The organism is Streptomyces sp. NPDC026672 (assembly GCF_040638185.1).
In the GTDB taxonomy this organism is placed as follows: Bacteria; Actinomycetota; Actinomycetes; order Streptomycetales; family Streptomycetaceae; genus Streptomyces.
Window position 1 is genome coordinate 38,377 of sequence record NZ_JBEZXS010000024.1, and the last position, 18,389, is coordinate 56,765.

Annotated in this window: 15 protein-coding genes; 3 read left to right on the forward strand and 12 right to left on the reverse strand. The window is 73.0% G+C overall.

The window, feature by feature from the left end:
• The first annotated feature begins 40 nt into the window (after positions 1-40).
• Positions 41-2,260 (forward strand): SpoIIE family protein phosphatase, encoded by a 2,220-nt coding sequence (locus AB0F77_RS26115; RefSeq protein WP_361953367.1) that lies wholly within the window; start codon positions 41-43, stop codon positions 2,258-2,260.
• Positions 2,261-2,349: 89 nt separating this feature from the next.
• Here the strand turns inward: AB0F77_RS26115 and AB0F77_RS26120 are convergent, their stop codons facing one another.
• From AB0F77_RS26120 to AB0F77_RS26165, 10 genes are all read right to left on the reverse strand, one after another.
• Positions 2,350-4,941, reverse strand: a complete 2,592-nt coding sequence (locus AB0F77_RS26120; protein WP_361953370.1) for an FtsX-like permease family protein — start codon at positions 4,939-4,941, stop codon at positions 2,350-2,352.
• Positions 4,938-5,723: an ABC transporter ATP-binding protein gene (locus AB0F77_RS26125; RefSeq protein ID WP_361953638.1), complete on the reverse strand. Its 786-nt coding sequence runs from the start codon at positions 5,721-5,723 to the stop codon at positions 4,938-4,940. The genes AB0F77_RS26120 and AB0F77_RS26125 overlap by 4 nt, the downstream gene beginning before the upstream one ends.
• Before the next feature lie 46 nt (positions 5,724-5,769).
• On the reverse strand, positions 5,770-6,201 hold the full coding sequence (locus AB0F77_RS26130) for a hypothetical protein (RefSeq protein WP_361953373.1): 432 nt from the start codon (positions 6,199-6,201) through the stop codon (positions 5,770-5,772).
• A 211-nt stretch (positions 6,202-6,412) separates the two neighbouring features.
• Positions 6,413-7,111 carry a response regulator transcription factor gene (locus AB0F77_RS26135; RefSeq protein ID WP_361953641.1) on the reverse strand — a complete coding sequence of 233 codons (699 nt, stop codon included), beginning with the start codon at positions 7,109-7,111 and terminating at the stop codon, positions 6,413-6,415.
• 41 nt (positions 7,112-7,152) lie between these two features.
• On the reverse strand, positions 7,153-8,352 hold the full coding sequence (locus AB0F77_RS26140) for a histidine kinase (RefSeq protein ID WP_361953376.1): 1,200 nt from the start codon (positions 8,350-8,352) through the stop codon (positions 7,153-7,155).
• Positions 8,353-8,463: 111 nt separating this feature from the next.
• Entirely contained in the window at positions 8,464-10,623 is a 2,160-nt protein-coding gene (locus AB0F77_RS26145) for a GAF domain-containing protein (RefSeq protein WP_361953379.1), read from the reverse strand.
• Positions 10,624-10,698: 75 nt separating this feature from the next.
• Positions 10,699-11,514, reverse strand: coding sequence for a 3-hydroxybutyrate dehydrogenase (locus AB0F77_RS26150; RefSeq protein ID WP_361953382.1), 816 nt, complete (start codon positions 11,512-11,514; stop codon positions 10,699-10,701).
• A gap of 54 nt (positions 11,515-11,568) precedes the next feature.
• A complete protein-coding gene (locus tag AB0F77_RS26155; RefSeq protein ID WP_361953384.1) occupies positions 11,569-12,048 on the reverse strand; it encodes an NUDIX domain-containing protein in 480 nt (159 codons plus the stop codon).
• A 104-nt stretch (positions 12,049-12,152) separates the two neighbouring features.
• Positions 12,153-13,763: an apolipoprotein N-acyltransferase gene (lnt, locus tag AB0F77_RS26160; protein ID WP_361953388.1), complete on the reverse strand. Its 1,611-nt coding sequence runs from the start codon at positions 13,761-13,763 to the stop codon at positions 12,153-12,155.
• A 252-nt stretch (positions 13,764-14,015) separates the two neighbouring features.
• Positions 14,016-14,183, reverse strand: coding sequence for a hypothetical protein (locus tag AB0F77_RS26165; RefSeq protein WP_361953391.1), 168 nt, complete (start codon positions 14,181-14,183; stop codon positions 14,016-14,018).
• Positions 14,184-14,672: 489 nt separating this feature from the next.
• Here AB0F77_RS26165 and AB0F77_RS26170 point away from each other — a divergent pair, with 489 nt between their 5' ends.
• Entirely contained in the window at positions 14,673-15,704 is a 1,032-nt protein-coding gene (locus AB0F77_RS26170; RefSeq protein WP_361953394.1) for an O-antigen ligase family protein, read from the forward strand.
• Positions 15,705-15,712: 8 nt separating this feature from the next.
• On the opposite strand, the gene AB0F77_RS26175 is transcribed toward AB0F77_RS26170, so the two are convergent.
• Together AB0F77_RS26175 and AB0F77_RS26180 are read right to left on the reverse strand one after the other, a co-directional pair.
• Complete coding sequence (locus AB0F77_RS26175) at positions 15,713-16,258, reverse strand: hypothetical protein (protein ID WP_361953397.1); 546 nt, start codon at positions 16,256-16,258, stop codon at positions 15,713-15,715.
• A gap of 69 nt (positions 16,259-16,327) precedes the next feature.
• The gene (locus tag AB0F77_RS26180; protein ID WP_361953644.1) at positions 16,328-17,098 is read right to left on the reverse strand and encodes an aspartate/glutamate racemase family protein; all 771 of its coding nucleotides are present in this window, start codon (positions 17,096-17,098) and stop codon (positions 16,328-16,330) included.
• Positions 17,099-17,170: 72 nt separating this feature from the next.
• On the opposite strand from AB0F77_RS26180, the gene AB0F77_RS26185 reads away from it, so the two are divergent.
• Positions 17,171-18,346, forward strand: a complete 1,176-nt coding sequence (locus tag AB0F77_RS26185) for a glycosyltransferase (protein WP_361953400.1) — start codon at positions 17,171-17,173, stop codon at positions 18,344-18,346.
• Positions 18,347-18,389: the final 43 nt, after the last annotated feature.

Consider the following 18,389-nt stretch of genomic DNA (forward strand, 5'->3'; position numbering starts at 1 on the left):
CTCACCCCTGAGCCTGCGAGGTATGAGTACATTTGAAATGATGGATATTGAATTCTCCGCGCCACGAGAAGAACTCGACGCGCACCGCGAAGAAGCGATGGCTTCCGCCCTGCGTCAGGTGTACAGCGGGTTGGATCCCAGCACCTGCACCGCCTACCTGCTCACGCGGGACGGCAGGTACTTGACCGTTGCCATGACCATGGACACACCCTTGAGCTTCGCGATCACGCCGGAGATCTCCGTCGACAACATGGGTTTCCCGACGGCGGCGGCGCACCGCAAGGGGGTCGCGGTGCTGCGCGATCCGCAGGGGATGCGGAAGCTGACCGAGGCGTCGCCGTCGCTGGTCACCAATATGCCGTTCCCCCTGACGGTGGCATCGGCTCCGATACGCACGGCGCGACGGCGGTTCGGCGCCATCACCGTCCGCTGTGTTCCGCCACGCGTCGTCACCGACGGGGAACTGCGTGAACTCCAGGTCGTCGCGGACGAGTTGGCCGCGACACTGGAGGACCTCGCCGGCAAGGGCGTGTCCGTCACGAGCGACAGGACGCCGGTCTTCGTCTCCTGCGACCGGGGCACCGCGGACGCGGGGCACGGGACGCCGCGCGGACAGCGGTCCGAGCCCGGTTCCGGCAACCGATTCCTCTATCAGTTGCAGCGACTCGCCACGGAGCTCGCCGGAGCGGTGTGTGTCCGGGACATCGTGGCCATCACCCAGACCCGCGTGGTGCGCGCTTTCCACGGAAGCACGGTGGCTCTCTGCCTCGTGGAGGCGGAGCGTCTCCATGTGGTCGGTGCCGCGGGATGTTCACGGGAACAGGTCCACGGCATCGAAGGAACACTGCTGTCCCGGCGAACCCCCGAGACCGACACGATCAAGGGCGTGAAGGTGAGGATCTTCCCCACCGTCGAGAAGCTCCGGGAGGAATATCCGGCACATGAGATCGATCACGACCGTCAGGCCCACGCCTACTTCCCCCTGATCTCCCACGGCAAGGCGGTGGGCTGCTGCGTCCTCGGATTCGACGAGGCCGGCGTCCCTCTGCGCGCCGACGAGATCGCCGTACTGATGATCATGCTTGAGCAGATCGGTCAGGCGCTGGCCCGGGCTCGGGCCTACGAGATCGAACACGCGGTGACGCAGAGCATCCAGCGCAGCCTGCTTCCGCGGAGTGTTCCGCACCTGTCCGAAGTGGTCACGGCCACCCGCTACTTCCCCGCGGCGCAGGGAGCCGCCGTGGGGGGCGACTGGTACGACGTGATCGCCCTCGCGGGTGGCGGCATCGGCTTCGTGGTCGGTGACGTGGAGGGGCACAGCCTCGAAGCCGTGTCGGTGATGAGCCAGTTGCGCAGCGCGGTCCGCGCGTACGCGGACGAAGGACATGATCCGGCGGCCATCCTGGCGCGAAGCAACCAGTTGCTGGTCAATCTGGATACGGGTCTCTACGCCACCTGCTGCTGCCTCTGGCTGGACGTCGCGACGGGCGTCGTCTGCATGGCGACAGCGGGACACCCCCTGCCCCTGGTCACCGACCACCGGTCACGACTGCGCCGTCCGCGCTCCCCCGTCGGACCGCCTCTGGGCGTCGAGGGGCAGCCACGCTACGAGCAGGGCGACATGGTGCTGGAGACGGGGGCCGTGGTCGCGATGTACACCGACGGCCTGCTCAATTTCCGCGAGCTCGGGACGGAACGGGCCACCGCGGAACTCTCCGATCTGTTCGTGGCCGGCAGCCGGGCAGACCTGGAGGTACTGGCCGACCGCATGATCGATGCCTGTCGCCCCTCGGCCGGCTTCGCCGATGACGCGGCGCTTCTGCTGTTGCGCTACGAGGGAAGCCGGCCCCGCGGCCACTGCCGTCTGGCGGAGACCTCTCTGACGCGCCATGACCTCAAGGGAGTTTCCCGGACGCGCCTCTTCCTCCGGCGGCAACTGGAGGGCTGGGACCTCCCCGTGCCGCTCGACAACCTGGAACTGCTGGCGACGGAGATCGTCACCAACGCGCTGATCCACGCCCACAGCGACGTGGATCTGCGACTGCGTGGCTATCCCGACCGCATCAGGGTCGAAGTCCGGGACGGCGACCCCTACCCACCGGTTCCGACCACTCCCCTCGATGACGCGACCGAGAATCAGGAGGCCGAGTCGGGGCGCGGGCTCCTGATCGTCGACGCCCTGGCCTCGGCCTGGGGCAGCTCACCGGCAGGACGGGGCAAGACCACGTGGTTCGAGCTGCGCGTCCCCCGTCCCGCCTGACGTCCGTGATCCGCAGTCTGCTCGCGCCGTAGGGGTCGCGATCGAGGACCGCGTCGCCGTCGTCACGAGCGGCCCTCGGCCGTACCGTGTCATTCGGCGGTGCCCAGCGCCGCGACCGGGCTGATCAGTGCCGCGCGGCGGGCGGGGAGCAGTCCGGCGAGGGCGGTGGTGACCACCAACCCCGCGAACACCGCCAGCAGTTGCCCCACGGGCAGGAGCAGGGGCGCGCCGAGGTTCAGCACCCGGACCGTCAGCCAGGCGTAGGGGACGCCGAGGGCCAGGCCGAGGACGCCGCCGACGACCCCGTACAGGCCGGCCTCGATGCTGATCATGAAACGCAGCCCGGCCCTGCCCAGTCCCAGCGCCCGCAGCAGTCCCGACTCACGGGCGCGTTCCAGCACGGTGAGACCGGTCGTGGTGCCGACGCCCACGACGGCGATGAGGACGGTGAGCCCGAGCAGACCGAGTGCCGAGGTGGCCGCCACCTCCAGGTCGCCGTCGTAGTTGTCGCGGTCCTCCGCGAGGACGGTCAGATAGGCGTCGGTGTCCGGGCCGACGGTCTTCTCGATGGCCCTCGCCGCCGCGTTGCGAGCCGTCCGCCCGCCCTCGGCGGCGTCGGCCAGGACGCCGGTCGGCCGCGACGAGGCGCCCATCTTCCCGAGGTCCGCGGGAGCGGCGATCAGGTCGGCGCCCAGCGGTGCCTGACCGGGCAGCGTGGCGGCGACGGTCGCGCGGACGGTGCCCTCGGTGGGTGTGGTGACCGTGATGCCGTCGCCGGCCGTCACGTCGAGCAGCTTGGCGAGCCGGGCGTTGACGATCACCCGGCCGGGACCGAGATCGCCGAGGTCGCCGGTGGCCGTGTACAGCCGGCGTGCGGTGGGCAGGGCGGCCAGGTCCAGGTCGGTGGCCCGTACGTCGGACCCGTCGACGGCGACGTCGGTGACGCGGTAGTCGATCGTGTGGGCCAGTTCCGGCAGGGCCTCGACCCGGCGTACGGTCTCGGCGCCGAGGCCGTCGGCGGCGCTCAGGTCGAAGTCCGCCGGGGCCTTGAGGGCGAGACCGCGGTCCGCCCACCCTTGCAGGCTCGCGACGCCGACGAGGGTGCCCGAGATCAGGGTGACGCCGAGCGCGACGACGACCGACACGGCCGCGGCGCGTCGTGGGACCCCGCCGACGCCGCCGACGGCGAGGGTGCCGGTGGGCCCGAGGCGGCGCAGCGGCCGCCGGGCGACGGCCAGCACCAGCCGTACGAGCAGCGGGCCGAGGGCGATCAGCGCGAGGAAGGCCAGCGCGCCCGACGCGACGGTCACCATCAGGCCCGTCGACGCGTCGTAGTCCGGGCTGCCCGGTTCGGGCAGGTCGACGAGGACCAGGGCGACCAGGAGGAGTGCCGCCGCGGCGAGGAACAGACCGGACCCGAGGCGTACCGGCCCGATGCCTCGTGCCCCGGACACGGTGCTCGCGCTGCGCAACGCCTGCAGAGGGGACACGCCGGAGGCGGACAGCGCGGGGGCGAGTACGGCGGCCAGCGTCACCAGCACGGCGCCGAGCACCACCGCCAGCGCCGCGGGGACCGGCGCTCCGGGGGCCAGGAGGGTCTGCCCGGCGGCGCCCGCGATCACCGGGGCGGCGTGTCCGGCGCCGAGCGCCAGCAGGACGCCGACCGTGCCGGAGGCCAGGCCCACCAGCGCGCCCTCGACGGCGAGCGCCCGGACGAGCTGGCCGCGGTGCGCGCCGATGGTCCGCAACAGCGCCAGTTGGCCCAGCCGCCCGGCGAAGACGATACGGAAGGTGGACGTCGAGACGAGGGCGGCGGCGACCACGGCGATCGCCAGGAACATCGAGATGAGCCGGAAGACGTCCGCGTACTGCTTCACCGCGTCCTCGGCCTCCAGGGACCGTACGGTGTCGCCGGGGACGACCTTGACGGAGGCACCGGCGGCATGGAACACCGGTGCCAGCCGCGCGGACAGCGTGGCGGCGGACACCCCGGGATCCGCGCCGATGTCCAGCTGCGGATACCCCCGCAGACCGGCCGTCGCGTCGATGACGGCGGCGGGGGCGTAACCCGCGGCCGTGCGGTCGGAGTTGGCCTCCACGACGGCCGTGACGGTCACGGTGACCTTCTTCGTCCCGCCGTCCCCGCCCTTCGGGAAGAGCATGGCGACGCGGTCGCCGGGCTTCATCTCGAACTGCTGCGAGGCCGGGCGGTTCACGGCCACCTCCCGGGGGCCGTCCGGGTAACGGCCCGACACGACCCGAACGCGGGACAGTCGCCCGGTGCCCGGGTCGCCTCGGAGCTCCAGGTAGCGGGCCGAGACGCCGGAGAGCGAGACGCCGATCTCCGTGCGAGCGGCGACCTCGGCGACGCCGGACACCGCTCGCACGGCCTTGATCCTCGCGTCGGTGATCGCCGCCCCGTCCCCGTCTCCGTCGTCGGCCCCGTCCCCGTTCCCGTCTCCGTTCGCGGTGACGATCAGACTGGTCGCCCCGGGGGTGCCGCTGAAGCGGTCGAGGGCGGTTCGTTCGGTGATCTGCTGGGCCATCACGGTGCCGAAGACGACGAACGCGGCGACGAGTACCGCGAGGCCCGTCATGACGAGCCGGCCGGGCCGGACCAGCACCCCGGCGAGCTGGGTGCGCAGCACGGCGGCGTCGCCGATGCCCGGTCCGCGGCTCATGAGGCACCCGCCAGGCGCTGCAGCGCGTCGGTGACCGACGTCAGGGTCGGGGCGTCCAGATCGTCGACGACACGGCCGTCGGCCAGGACGACAACACGGTCGGCGTGGGCGGCGGCGCCCGGGTCGTGGGTCACCATGACGACGGTCTGCCCGAGGTCGCGCACCGAGTCCCGCAGGAAGCCGAGCACTTCGGCGCCGGAACGCGAATCCAGGTTGCCGGTGGGCTCGTCGGCGAAGAGCACGGCGGGCCGCGACACCAACGCCCGGGCCAGCGCGACCCGTTGCTGCTGACCGCCGGACAGCTCGCTCGGCCGGTGGGTCAGCCGGTCACCGATGCCCAGGGTGCCGGCGAGGTGGTCGAGCAGTTCCCGGTCGACGGGCCGGCCGGCCAGGTCGAGCGGCAGCGTGATGTTCTGCGCCGCGGTCAGCTGCGGCAGCAGGTTGAACGCCTGGAAGACGAAGCCGATCCGGTCCCGCCGCACGGTGGTCAGCGCGCGGTCGGACAGGCCGGTGAGATCGGTGCCGCCGAGCAGCACCCGCCCGGAGGTGGCGGTGTCGAGACCGGCCAGGCAGTGCATCAGGGAGGACTTTCCGGAGCCCGACGGGCCCATGATGCTGGTGAACCGCGCACCGGCGAAGGCGACGGTCACCCCGTCCAGGGCCCGTACTTCGCCATCGCCCCGGCCGAAGACCTTGACGAGGTCCTGCGCGCTGACGGCTGCTTCACCACTCTCGTACCGGGAAATGATTGTTTTTTCGTGCGCAACCGCGCAGGCACTCATCATCTTTGTCTCCTCGACGGCTCACGGCTCCACGATGCGGAACGCGTCATGCCGCGACGGGCGGGAAAACGAGGGTGTGCTCGACCCCGGTGCAGTGCGAATTCGCCTGCTTCGACATGTCGGCCAACTCCGCCTTCGTCGGCGCCTCGCCCTTTCCCGTCAGGTGAGCGGCGACCGAGTCCTCGTACCGGGCGATCTGCAGCCCGAGGTAGCCGTCCTTCATCTTCTCCATGCGCAGGTCGTGCATGTCTTCGGTCCACTTCACGACGGTGGACCTGTCCTGGGTCTGCGCCTCGTCGATGATCTTCTGGGCCAGATCGCAATCGGCCGCGGACGCCTGGCTGGGAAGACCACGCTGGTGCAGCCAATAGGCGCCCCCGGCTCCCGCCGACACCAGAAAAACGGCCGCGATCCCGAATACCAGTGCCTTTGTCCTCAGGCTTCCGGTCTTGTTGTTCTGCTGCCCAGCGCTGTTCATCCGAGGCCCTCCGGGGAATGGTCGAGACACGCTCATTTCGTGTCGTCGACGATTCTGGCCGGGCGGGATTCACCGCACATCGGAGGGGAACACGACCCCCGCGGCCGGGCCCGTACGACCCGGGTCGTACGGAGGACGGGGTCCGGGTCCTTCCGGGGTGGGACCCTGGTGGGGCGAAGCGGGGCGAGTGGGGCCAGTGGGGCGGCGGACGTCAGCCGGACGAGGGCCGGACCAGTCCGGTCTCGTAGGCCAGCACGACGGCCTGAACGCGGTCGCGCAACTCCAGCTTGGTCAGAATCCGCCCGAGGTGCGTCTTCACGGTCGTCTCGGCGACGTACAGGCGGCCGGCGATCTCGGAGTTGGACAGTCCCCGGGCGACCAGTTCCAGAACGTCCCGCTCCCGCTCGGTCAGGACGTCGAGCCGGTTGTCCTCCCGCTCGGGCGCGGGGTCGAGCTGTCCGGCGAACCGCTCCAGGAGCCGGCGGGTCACCCGGGGGGCCACCACGGAGTCGCCCGCCGCGACCACGCGGATCGCGGCGAGGAATTCCTCGGGCGGCACGTTCTTGATCAGGAAGCCGCTCGCGCCCGCCCGCAGCGCGGCGAACGCGTCCTCGTCGGTGTCGAACGTGGTCAGCACAAGGACTTTGGGCGGGTTCGGGCGGCCGACGAGCTCCTTGGTGGCCTCCACACCGTCCATGAGCGGCATACGGATGTCCATGACGACGACATCGGCCGGAGTGCCGTCCAGCAGGGAAAGGGCCTCCACTCCGTCCCCGGCCTCACCGACGACGTCGATGTCCGACTGCGCGTCCAGCACCATCGCGAATCCGGCACGCACCAGCGGCTGGTCGTCCACGACGACCACACGGATCGGCCTGTTCGCACCGCCCGTACCGTTCCTGCCGTCCATGTCGTTCATGTCGTTCATGTCGCTGGTGTCGCTCGTGTCGTTCATGCGGTTGTCCTCACGGGAAGCTCGACCCTGACCTGCCAGCCCGGGCCGAGCCGGGGGCCGGCGGTGAACCGCCCGCCGTGCGTCGCCACCCGCTCCCGCATGCCCATGAGCCCGTTGCCGCCCGACCCGGGCACGACCGGAGCGGTGCCGGCCAACTTGCCCGCGCCGTCGTCCACGACCTCCAGCACGGCGGTGTCCTCGTCGAACCGCAGCGCGATGGAGACCCGGGCCGAGGGACCGGCGTGCCGCAGCGCGTTCGTCATGCCCTCCTGGGCGATACGGAAGAGGGTCAGTTCGTCGGCGGCCGAGAGTCCCCGCCACTCGCCCTCGACGCTCAGGTCCACCTGGAGTCCGGCCACGCGGGCCCGCCCCACCAGCGGCTCGAGATGGGCCAGGCCGACCCGGCGACGATCGCCGCCGTCCTCGTCCTGCGACCCCTTCGTGCCGCGAAGGACCTCGACGATGCGGCGCATGTCCTCCAGCGCCTCGCGGCCGATGCCCGCGATCGTCCGCATCGCCGCGCCGGCCTTGTCCTGATCCGTCGCGATCGCGTAACCGGCCCCGTCGGCCTGCACGATCATCACCGCCAGGCTGTGCGCCACCACATCGTGCAACTCGCGTGCGATCTCCGCACGTTCCTCAGCCGCGGCGATCCGGGCAAGGTGGTCACGCTCCCGTTCCGCGATGACCGCGCGTTCCTCCAGGACGACCGTGTACAGCCGACGGGTCCGCATCATGTACGACGTCAGCCACACCGCCGCGCACGCGCCCGCGAACCCCAGAGCCTGATCGAGGCCGTCCCGGCCCGAGTCGGAGGTGACATCGGCCGTGCCCCCGAACACCAACGCGACGCCCAGCACGGAAACACCACCGGCGGCATACACCTTCCACACCTGCCCGGCATGGCTCACCACGGTCACCATCGCGATCAGGACAGCCATGTCGTACACGGCGCCGTCGCTCGCCAACGGCTCGGGAAGGACCGCCAGCAGATACTGCGTCAGGGCGAGAGCGGAGACGACCGCCATCACCGCCATGGGCCGGCGCCGACGGAACGCCACGGCCACCGCCATCGAGAAACCCACGACCGTGTCGTAGCCCGTGCCGTAGGACAGCGTCGAGTAGGCCACCAGCAGGGCGAGGGCCAGGTCGTAGGCGGTGTGCACCCATGGCTCCGACCACATCCGGCGCATCATGCCCGTCAGCGTACAACGCCCACCCCTACGGCTTGTGGGGACTCGTGCCGAGCCGGAACCGACGTGCCCGCCGGGCTCCGACCGCCGGCCGGCTTCCGTGCGGGCGGTGTCTCAGTGGCGCGTCGGTCTCGCCAACCGGTGCAGGCGCAGCGCCAGTTGGGTCTCCAGCGCACGGGCCGGTTCCTGCCAGTCCGGGCCGAGGAGGCGGGCGACGCGGTCCAGGCGCTGGGCCACCGTGTTGACGTGGACGTGGAGTTCGTCCTTGGTGCGGGCCGGGCTCATGCCGCAGGCGAAGTACGCGTCGAGGGTGCGCAGCAGATCCGTACCGCGCCGTTCGTCGTACGCCACCACCGGGCCGATCGTGCGCTCGACGAATCCGCCGACGTCCCGCTCGCCGGCCAGGAGCAGGCCGAGGAAGCCGAAGTCCTCGGCCGCCGCCCCGTCCCCGACCCGGTCGAGGAGCCGCAGCGTGTCGAGGCAGCGGCGGCTCTCGGCGTAGGCGGCGGCCAGGGCCTCGGGGTGGGCGAGGAGGTCGGTGACGGGGGCGGAGGCGCCCACGGTGACCGGTTCGTGGACGGCCGTGCCCAGTTGGCGGGCGACGCCTCGGGCCACGCCGGCGGCGGTGTCCCCGGGGCCGAGGGGCAGCAGCAGGACCGTGCCGCCGTCCCTCGCCGCGGCCAGGCCCTGCCGGGTCGTGGCGAGGTGGGAGGCGGCGGCCCACAGCCGGCGGCGGGCGGCGGCCTCCTGGTCGGCGTCGGCCGCGGGGCCGTCGAGACGGGCGGCCAGGACGGTGTGGGTGGCGTCCAGGTCGGCGCGCAGCCGGGCGGCGCGTTCGCGCAGCAGGCGGGGGTCCCGGTCGCGGGCGTCCAGCAGGTCGTCGAGCAGTTCGCCGCGCACTCGCCGTTCGGCCTCGGCGGCGGAGCGGCGGGCGAGCAGGAGCAGGGAGGTGACCATCGCGGCCCGCTCCAGGGTGCGCTGGTCGACGGGGTCGAGGCCCGGGTGCCCGCGCAGGACCAGCGCGCCGAGGAGTTCCTCGCCCGCGGCGACCGCGGCGATCCAGTCCTTGCCGTACGGCACCGCGTGGCCCTCGGCGCGTGACGCCTCCAGCGCCTCGGGCGGGGCGTTGCCGGTCTCGGCGAACTCGACGGTGCCGTCCAGGACCTGGGAGACGGCGGCGGCCACGTCGTGGACCCCGCCGCCGCGCAGGACGAGTTCGGCGAGCCGGTCGTGGACGTCCGAGGCGCGCTCGATGACCCCGCTGCGGTCCCGGATGATCTCGTTGGCGCGCTCCAGGCCGGCCAGGGCGGAGCGGGTCTCGGTGAGGAGGTTCGCGGTGTCGATCGCGGCCGCGGCGAGCGCGGCGAAGGAACCGAGCAGCGCGATCTGTTCGCGTTCGAAGACCCTCGCGCGCCGGTCGGCGGCGAAGAGCACGCCGATGACGTGCGGTCCCAGCATCAGCGGTACGCCCAGGATGGCGACCAGGCCCTCGTCACGGACGCCGGCGTCGATGGCGAGCGTGTGCTGGAAGCGGCCGTCCTTGAAGTAGTCGTCGGTGACGTAGGGGCGGGCGGTCTGGGCGACGAGTCCGCCGAGCCCCTCCCCCATGCCGATCCGCAGCTGCTGGAAGCGGGCGGCTACGGAGCCCTCGGTGACCCGCATGTAGGTGTCGCCGCGAGCCGGGTCGTTGAGGCTGAGGTAGGCGACGTCCGTGCCGAGCAGGGAGCGGGCGCGCTGCACGATCGCCTGGAGCACGGCGTCCAGGTCGCGCAGCCCTGCGAGGTCGTGCGCGGTCTCGAACAGGGCGGACAGCTCCGCCTCGCGACGGCGTCGGCCCTCCAGCTCCGCCCGGACGCGCAGCGCGACGGCCTTGGCCCGCTCCAGCGCGGCGACCCGGTCGGCGGACCGGCCCTCGGCACGGGCGAGCAGCACCGGCTGCTCGTACGCCTCCGCCGGGGCCCCGCGGGCCAGCAGCGCGAGGTAGGGCGCCTCGGCGACGTCGTCCGGCGTGGGTGCGGACGCCTGCGGCGCGGGCGTGGTGTCGTCCGGCGTACGGGCGCCGCCCTCCGGCTCGGGCGTGCGGGCGCCGCCGTCCGACTCCGGTGGGCGGACGGCAGCGTCCGACTCCGGTGGGCGGACGTCGGCGTGCGGTTCCGGCGTGCGGTCGTCCGCTTTCGGTGTGTGGTCGGCCGTGTCCGGCGTGCGCGCAGCGGTGGTCGGCGCCGCGGCTTCGGTGGCGGCGTGCCGGTCGGGCTGCGCGTGATCGCTGGACATGTTCACAGGATTACGCATCGCCCGTCCGTCCGTTCGTGCCTGTGGAAAACTCCGGGTCCGGCGTGGACGTGCCGGTCAGTGGGCGGTCCAGCCGCCGTCGAGGACCAGGGACGTGCCGGTCACGAAGGACGCCTGCGGGCCGCACAGGTACGCCACGGCCTCCGCGACCTCCTCCGGTTCGATGAGCCGCTTGAGCGCGCTGTCCTTCAGGAACACCTCGGCCACGACCCGCTCCTCGGGGATGCCGTGCGCCTGGGCCTGATCGGTGATCTGCTTCTCGACCAGCGGGGTGCGTACATAGGCGGGGTTCACACAGTTGGAGGTGACTCCATGGGGTGCGCCCTCCAGCGCGGCGGTCTTGGAGAGTCCCTCCAGACCATGTTTGGCGGCCACATAGGCCGACTTGAAGGCCGAGGCGCGCAGCCCATGGACGGAGGACACGTTGACGATACGGCCCCACCCCTGACCGTACATGTGGGGCAGGGCGCCGCGGATGAGCCGGAAGGGGGCCTCCAGCATCACGGTGAGCACGGTGTGGAAGACGTCCGGCGGGAACTCCTCGATGGGGCGGACCAGTTGGAGCCCGGCGTTGTTGACGAGGACGTCGGTCCCGGCGGCAGCCGCCTCGGCGGCGTCCAGGTCGGTGAGGTCGAGGACGTGCGGCACGACCGAGCCCGCCAGGCTCCGGTCCGCCAGGCTCCGGGCCTCCTCGGCGAGCCCGTCGAGACCGGTCGCGTCCCGGTCCACGGCTCTCACCTCGGCCCCCGCGGCGGCGAGCCGCAGCGCACAGGCGCGGCCGATGCCGGAGGCGGCGCCGGTCACGAGGGCGGTGCGGCCGATGAGGTCGAGCGACGGGGCATGAGGGCCGGGCGGGGTGCTGGACGGGGTCATGGAACGACCCTAAGCAGCGCTCCCACCTGGCCACATATGGTCACGCCCCATAGTTCATTCAAAACTCGTGGGTTCGAACCATGTGGGTTCATCAGACATGGCTTGCTTGATCCGCACCAGGTGGTAGTCGTCCATGGGCGGCAGCGCGTCCGCCTCGAACCAGCCGACGTCCAGGGATTCGTCGTCGTTGACCCGTGCCTCGCCGCCGACGGCCCGGCAGCGGAAGGTGATGTCCATGAACTGGCAGATGTCACCGTTGTCGAACGTGACCGGCCGTCCCGACTTCACCATGACGATCCGCTCGGGGACACACCGTACGGCGCTCTCCTCGTACACCTCGCGCACCGCGCAGGCGGCGGGCTGCTCACCCGGGTCGGGGATGCCCGAGAGCAGCGCCCACTTGTGGTTGTCCGCGCGCTGCCCCAGCAGAAGACGGCCCCGGTCGTCGAAGACGACGGCGGTGACCCCGGGAAGCCACAGCAGCTGATGACCGGCGGAGGCCCGGAGGGTGCGGATGAAGTCAGGAGTAGCCATGCGACCGACCCTAACGGGCCCCGCACGCACCCCACCGCCCGGACATCACGGCGCCCACCGTGCCACCAGGGCGTCGGGGGCGCCGCGTCGTGTCCGGGCGTCCGTCACGCGTCGGTCGTGCGCCGCCCCCGCAGGCCCGCCCCGATCGCCCAGCCGAGACCGCCGGCCGCGATCACCACGAGCGCGATCTCGGGCAGGATGCCCAGGTCGGTCGCCGGGGTCCGGGAGGAGCGCAGCGGGATCTTCTGCTCCAGGTAGGCGGGCACGAACATGCCGGTCTTCTGGGTGATCCTGCCGTCCGGCATGATGATCGCGCTGACGCCGCTGGTCACCGGCACGGTCACGGTCCGGCTGTGCTCGACGGCGCGGACGCGGGACATGGCGAGCTGCTGGTAGGTCATCTCGCTGCGGTCGAACGTGGCGTTGTTGCTCGGCACGGAGATCATCTGCGCGCCGTCGGTGACGGTGTCGCGCACGGCCCAGTCGAAGGCGGCCTCGTAGCAGGTGGCGAGGCCGACCTTGGCGCCGTCGATGTCGAACACGCCCGGCGTGGAGCCCCGGCTGAAGTCCTGGCGGACCATGCTGGTCCAGTTCTTGTTGATCGCGCCGATGAGCGAGCGCAGCGGAAGGTACTCGCCGAACGGCTGGACCTGGCGCTTGTCGTACGTCTGCGTGGGCCCCTTCACCGGGTCCCAGAGGATCTGCTCGTTCAGCAGCTTGCCGTCCCGTTCGACGACGCCGCCCACGGAGATGGGCACGCCGACCGCCTTGGCCGCGTCGTCGATCACCACGGCGGCGTCGGCGTTGGCGAAGGGGTCGATGTCGGAGGAGTTCTCCGGCCACAGCACGAAGTCGGGCTTCGCGACCTTGCCCGCCTGGATGTCGGCGGCCAGCTTCAGCGTCTCCCGCGCGTGGTAGTCGAGCACGGCACGCCGCTGGGCGTTGAACTCCAGGCCGGAGCGGGGCACGTTGCCCTGGATGACGGCGACGGTCGCGGTGCCGTCCTCGGCCTTGTCGCTCACCAGCGGGCGGGCGGCGACGGCGCCCACCACCGGGACGGCCACGCTCAGCAGGGCGGCGGCAGCGGCCGACTTCCGGACGACACGGGTGCGGCGCCCCTCGGCGAGCAGCCGCCCGGCCTCGTACAGGCCGAAGCCGCACAGGACGACCGCGAAGCCGAGCACCGGGGTGCCGCCGAGCGCGGCGAGCGGCAGGAACACGCCGTCCGCCTGCCCGAAGGCGATCTTGCCCCAGGGGAAGCCGTGGAAGGGCACCCGCGCGCGTACGGCCTCGCCGGCGATCCACAGGGCCGCGCCCCACAGGGGCCACGCCGGTAGCTTGGAGACCGCGGCGACTCCGACGCCGACCAGGGCGACGAAGATCGCTTCCACGAGGACCAGCGCGATCCACGGGCCGGGGCCGACCTCGACGCCGGTCCACACCAGCAGGGGCAGCAGGAAACCGAGCCCGAACAGATAGCCGAGGCCGAGGGCCGCCTTCCAGCCGCGGCCGCGCAGCACCCAGGCGAACCCGGCGAAGGCGGGCAGGGCCAGCCACCACAGGGTGCGCGGCGGGAAGCTGACGTACAGCAGTACGCCGCAGGCTGCGGCGCCGACGGCCGGGACCAGGCGCCGCAGCCAGGCCGGGCGCGCTCCGGGCGCGGGCGGCGGCTGGAGCTGGTCCGACTGGTCCACGGGGGGTGCGGTGACGGTCACCCGGGGAGTGTACGGCGGCGGCCCGACCGGCCGACAGAGCGGCCCACGCCGCTCCGCCGTGACGCCGGCCGGGGCGGCGGGACGGGCCCCGGCCCGGCCGGCCTCGGCGAGCCGACCCTGACGACCTCGACGAAAGACAGCCCGCCGAACGGCTACCCGACGGACGGCAGCCCCGACAGACGGCGGGCTCGCCCGAACAACAGCCCCCTGCGAACAGCATCTTGCCCGGCGGCCACGCCCCGAACGACAGCCTCACCGAACAACAGCCCCTACGAACAGCACCTCGCCCAGCAGCCCCACCCGGACGGCACTCCCGCCGAACAGCACCACGCCCGGCAGCCCCACCCGGACGGCACTCCCGCCGAACAGCACCTCTTCCGGCAGCCACGCCCGGCGGCCTCGCCGCAGACGGCAGCGCACCCCGTCGGCAACCCCGCCGACCGGCAGCCGGCCCGGACGGCAGCCGCCGGTCGACCCAGGACACCGGCCACCCCGCCCCCGGCCCCAGACCCGACCCGACTCGACCCGACCCGACCGCGACTCAACCCGGCCCGACCCACCCCGCAGCGCATGACACACGGTCGGCCCAGGTCACCGATCGCCGCCCCACCCGCCCCACCCGCCCCACCGCCCGCAAAGACCCAGGACACCGCCGGTCACAGGACAGCACCGGCCGGGCGATCGCAACCGTCCCGCCGTCGGCAGACATTCGTGCGCGAGTCGTCCACAAACGGTCCGGCAGCCGTTACGGTGTGGCCGAGCCCGTGTCGCACGGCCGGTCGCGGCCCGCGCGCGGTGTCTCCACAGGTCGGGGGACCAGGTACGAGGGGCGGCGGGGTGGGGTCGACGGGGACGGCGTCCGCGACGGAGGCGGACGCGGACAGCGACAGACGAAACGTTTCTGACGCGGTGGGCGTCGTGGTGCTCGGGGCCTGCGCCGTGTGGTCCCTGATCACGGCGGCGGCACACGACGGACGCCCCGAAGGGGTCCTGCTCGCGGTGCTCGCCGTGGCCGCCGGCTACGCCGCGGGACGTGTCTCGGGCGCGCTGCTGCCGGTCGCCGCACCCTGCGCGGGCGCGCTGGCCGGAGTCGTCCTCGCGACGGCCATGCCGCGTGTCGCGCCCGGCCCGCAGTTCACCGCGCCGCTCGGGTACGCCGGAGCGGAGGCCGCGCTGCTGGTCCTGGCGACCGGGGCCGCGTGTTGCGCGGCGTGGGCCGCTCCCCTGCTCGCGCTGCGGTCGGCCCTTCGGGTGCTCGCCGCCGGGATCGTGGTCACCGCCGCCGTCACCGGGTCGGCCACCGGCTGTGTCCTGGGCGCCGCCGTGCTGCTGTGCTCGCTCGCCGCCGGCCGGATGCGGCACCGCGGGATCGGTCTCCTCGGCCTGGCGCTGACGGCGGTCCTCGTGACGGGGACGGTCTGGGCGCTCGCCGGGAACGTGCTGCCCGCCGGTCTCACGGAGTCGTTCGAGGGCCTGCTGACCCCGCGCCGTGTCGGGTCGTGGCACGACGCCCTGCGCCTGGCGCGGCAGGACCCCGCCCTCGGTGTCGGACCCGGCCGGTTCGGCGAGCTGAGCCCCGCCGTGCCGCAGACGCCGCTGTCCGACGGCAAGCCGCACTCCGCGCCGCTCCAGCAGGCGGCCGAGCAGGGGCTGCTCGGGGTGCTGCTGCTCGCGGCGGCGTTCTGCTGGATCCTCTTCGCGCTGTGGCGCACGGCCCGCCCCACCCCGGTCGCGCTGACGGCGGGGGCCGCCCTGACCGCGGTGGGGGTGCTCGCCGCGGTCGGCAACGCGCTCAGCTTCACGGCGGTGTCGGCGGGCGCGGGGCTGCTGGCGGGGCTGGCCACGGCCCGCCCGTTCACCGGGGAGCAGCGCGCGGACCGGCACGGGAAGCATGGGGAGCCTTACGGGGAGTCGGCCGGCCCTGGTCCCGGCCCTGGGTGAGCGTCGGCTCAGCCGGGCGTGCCGGAGCGCAGCCGGTCCCTGATCACCCGTACGGCCGATTCGGCGTTGTCCACGGTGATCGTGAACGTATGGCCGTCCCACAGCCGCAGGACGACGCCCTCGCCCTTGCGCACGACGACGGCGGTGCCCTTCTCGGGACGCCATCGGTAGCCCCAGCCGCCCCACTGGCGCGGGGTGACGTGCGGGGCGAACTCGGCGCCGACGACCTGGCTGAGCGGGATGCGGCGGCGTGGCACGCCGATGTGGCCGCAGCGCACTTCGAGGGACTTGTCGTCGAGCTTGAGGTCGACGTGCACGAACGCGAGCGTGCCGAAGAGGACGAGCAGGCCGGCCGTGATGCAGCCGACGACCGACATCACCAGCGGGGCGATGCCGGAGGTCCAGGCGGAGACGACGGCCAGCTCGATGCCGAGCGCGAGGCAGGCCGCACCGCCGAGCGCGAGCAGCCACTGCACCCGGTTGGTGGCCCGTCCGGTCCACACCTTGGGGGAGGCCGCGCTCTTGTCGTGGGGGTCGTGGGGGTCGTCCCTCATGACTAAAAGGTTACCCAAGTTTCGCTGCGCGGGTACCGGAACGCGGAGCGTGACAGCGTCCGGGGCAGGTCAGCGGGTGGGGCTCACGGCGGGGAGGATGCGGCCCTCGGCGTAGTTCAGCGCCGCCGCGGGCAGCTCGCCCTCGCGTCCGCTCAGCAGCACGGTCAGGGTGCCCTCGGCGGGGGCGGTGGAATCGGGCTGCTCGCCGACGCGGCGCAGCGTCTGCGCGGCGACGGCGCCGGCGGAGCCGTGCAGGACCAGGGGCGGGGTGTCGGGGCGCTGCACGGCCGCGCGGATGCGTTCGGCGACCAGTTCGTAGTGGGTGCAGCCGAGGACGACGGTGGTGACGTCGGCCGGGGTCAGTGAGGCCGCCGCGGCGATCGTGAGGTCGATCGCGGTCTCGTCCGCGTGTTCCACGGCCTCGGCCAGGCCCCAGCAGGGCACCTCGGTGACGCTCACGCCGCCGGCGAACCGCTCGACGAGTCCGCGCTGGTAGGGGCTGCCGGTGGTGGCGGGCGTCGCCCAGATCGCGAGGGGGCCGCCGCCGGCCGCGGCGGGCTTGATCGCGGGCACGGTGCCGATCACCGGGACGCCGGGCTCCAGGAGTTCGCGCAGCGCGGGCAGCGCGTGCACGGTGGCGGTGTTGCAGCCGACGACGAGCGCGTCGGGCCCGTGCGCGGCGGCGGCCTCGGCGACGGCGACGGCCCGCCGGGTGAGGTCCTCGGGGGTTCGCGGGCCCCAGGGCATTCCGTCGGGGTCGAGGGAGAGCACGAGATCGGCGTCGGGGCGCAGGCGCCGTACCGCGGCGGTGGCCGCCAGCAGGCCGATTCCGGAGTCCATGAGCGCGATCTTCACCCGGCCACGATAGACGATCGGTGCCGGGCCGCCGGTCGGGTGGTGCAGACTGCGCGGGTGAGCGCCGTCGTGTGGATCGCCGCCGTGTCCCTCGCCGCCTGGCTGTGGCTGCTGCTGTGTCAGGGCTTCTTCTGGCGTACGGATGTACGGCTGCCGCCGGGCCGGGAGCCCGACGTGTGGCCGTCCGTGTGTGTCGTCGTGCCCGCGCGCGACGAGGCGGCCGTCCTGCCGGAGAGTCTGCCGTCGCTGCTGGCGCAGGACTATCCGGGGCGGGCCGAGGTGTTCCTGGTGGACGACGGGAGCACGGACGGCACCGGGGAGCTGGCCCGTGAGCTGGGCGCGCGGCCGGGCGGGCTGCCGCTGACGGTGGACTCCCCCGGTGAACCGCCGGCGGGCTGGACGGGCAAGCTGTGGGCGGTGCGGCACGGCATCGCGCTGGCCCGCGCGCGGGAGCCGGAGTACCTGCTGCTGACGGACGCGGACATTGCGCACGCCCCGGACTCGCTGCGGCAGTTGGTGGCCGCGGCGCGGACCGGGGGCTTCGACATGGTGTCGCTGATGGCGCGGCTGCGGGTGGAGAGCCCGTGGGAGCGGCTGGTGGTGCCGGCGTTCGTCTACTTCTTCGCGCAGCTGTATCCGTTCCGGTGGATCGGCCGCAGGGGCGGGCGGACCGCCGCGGCGGCGGGCGGCTGTGTGCTGCTGCGCGCGGAGACCGCGGAGCGGGCGCGGATCCCGGACGCGATCCGGCACGCGGTGATCGACGACGTGGCGCTCGCGCGGACCGTGAAGGGCGGTGGGGGACACATCTGGCTGGGGCTCGCGGAGCGGGTGGACAGCGTGCGTCCGTATCCGCGGCTGCACGACCTGTGGCGGATGGTCTCGCGCAGCGCGTACGCGCAGTTGCGGCACAGTCCGCTGCTGCTGCTCGGTACGGTCGCCGGGCTCGCGCTGGTGTATCTGGTGCCGTCCGCGGCGGTGGTCGCGGGCGCGGTCACGGGGAGTTGGGCCGCGGCCGTCACCGGGGCGCCGGCGTGGTGCGTGATGGCGGGGACGTACCTCCCGATGCTGCGCTACTACCGGCAGCCGTGGTGGCTCGCCCCGCTGCTGCCGTTCACGGCGTTCCTGTACCTCCTGATGACGGTCGACTCGGCGGTGCAGCACTACCGGGGGCGTGGCGCCGCGTGGAAGGGCCGCACGTACGCCCGGCCTGACGCGATGGCCGACGAGGGCTGACGAGGGCTGACGAGGACGGACGGGAACAGGGCCTGACGGGGCG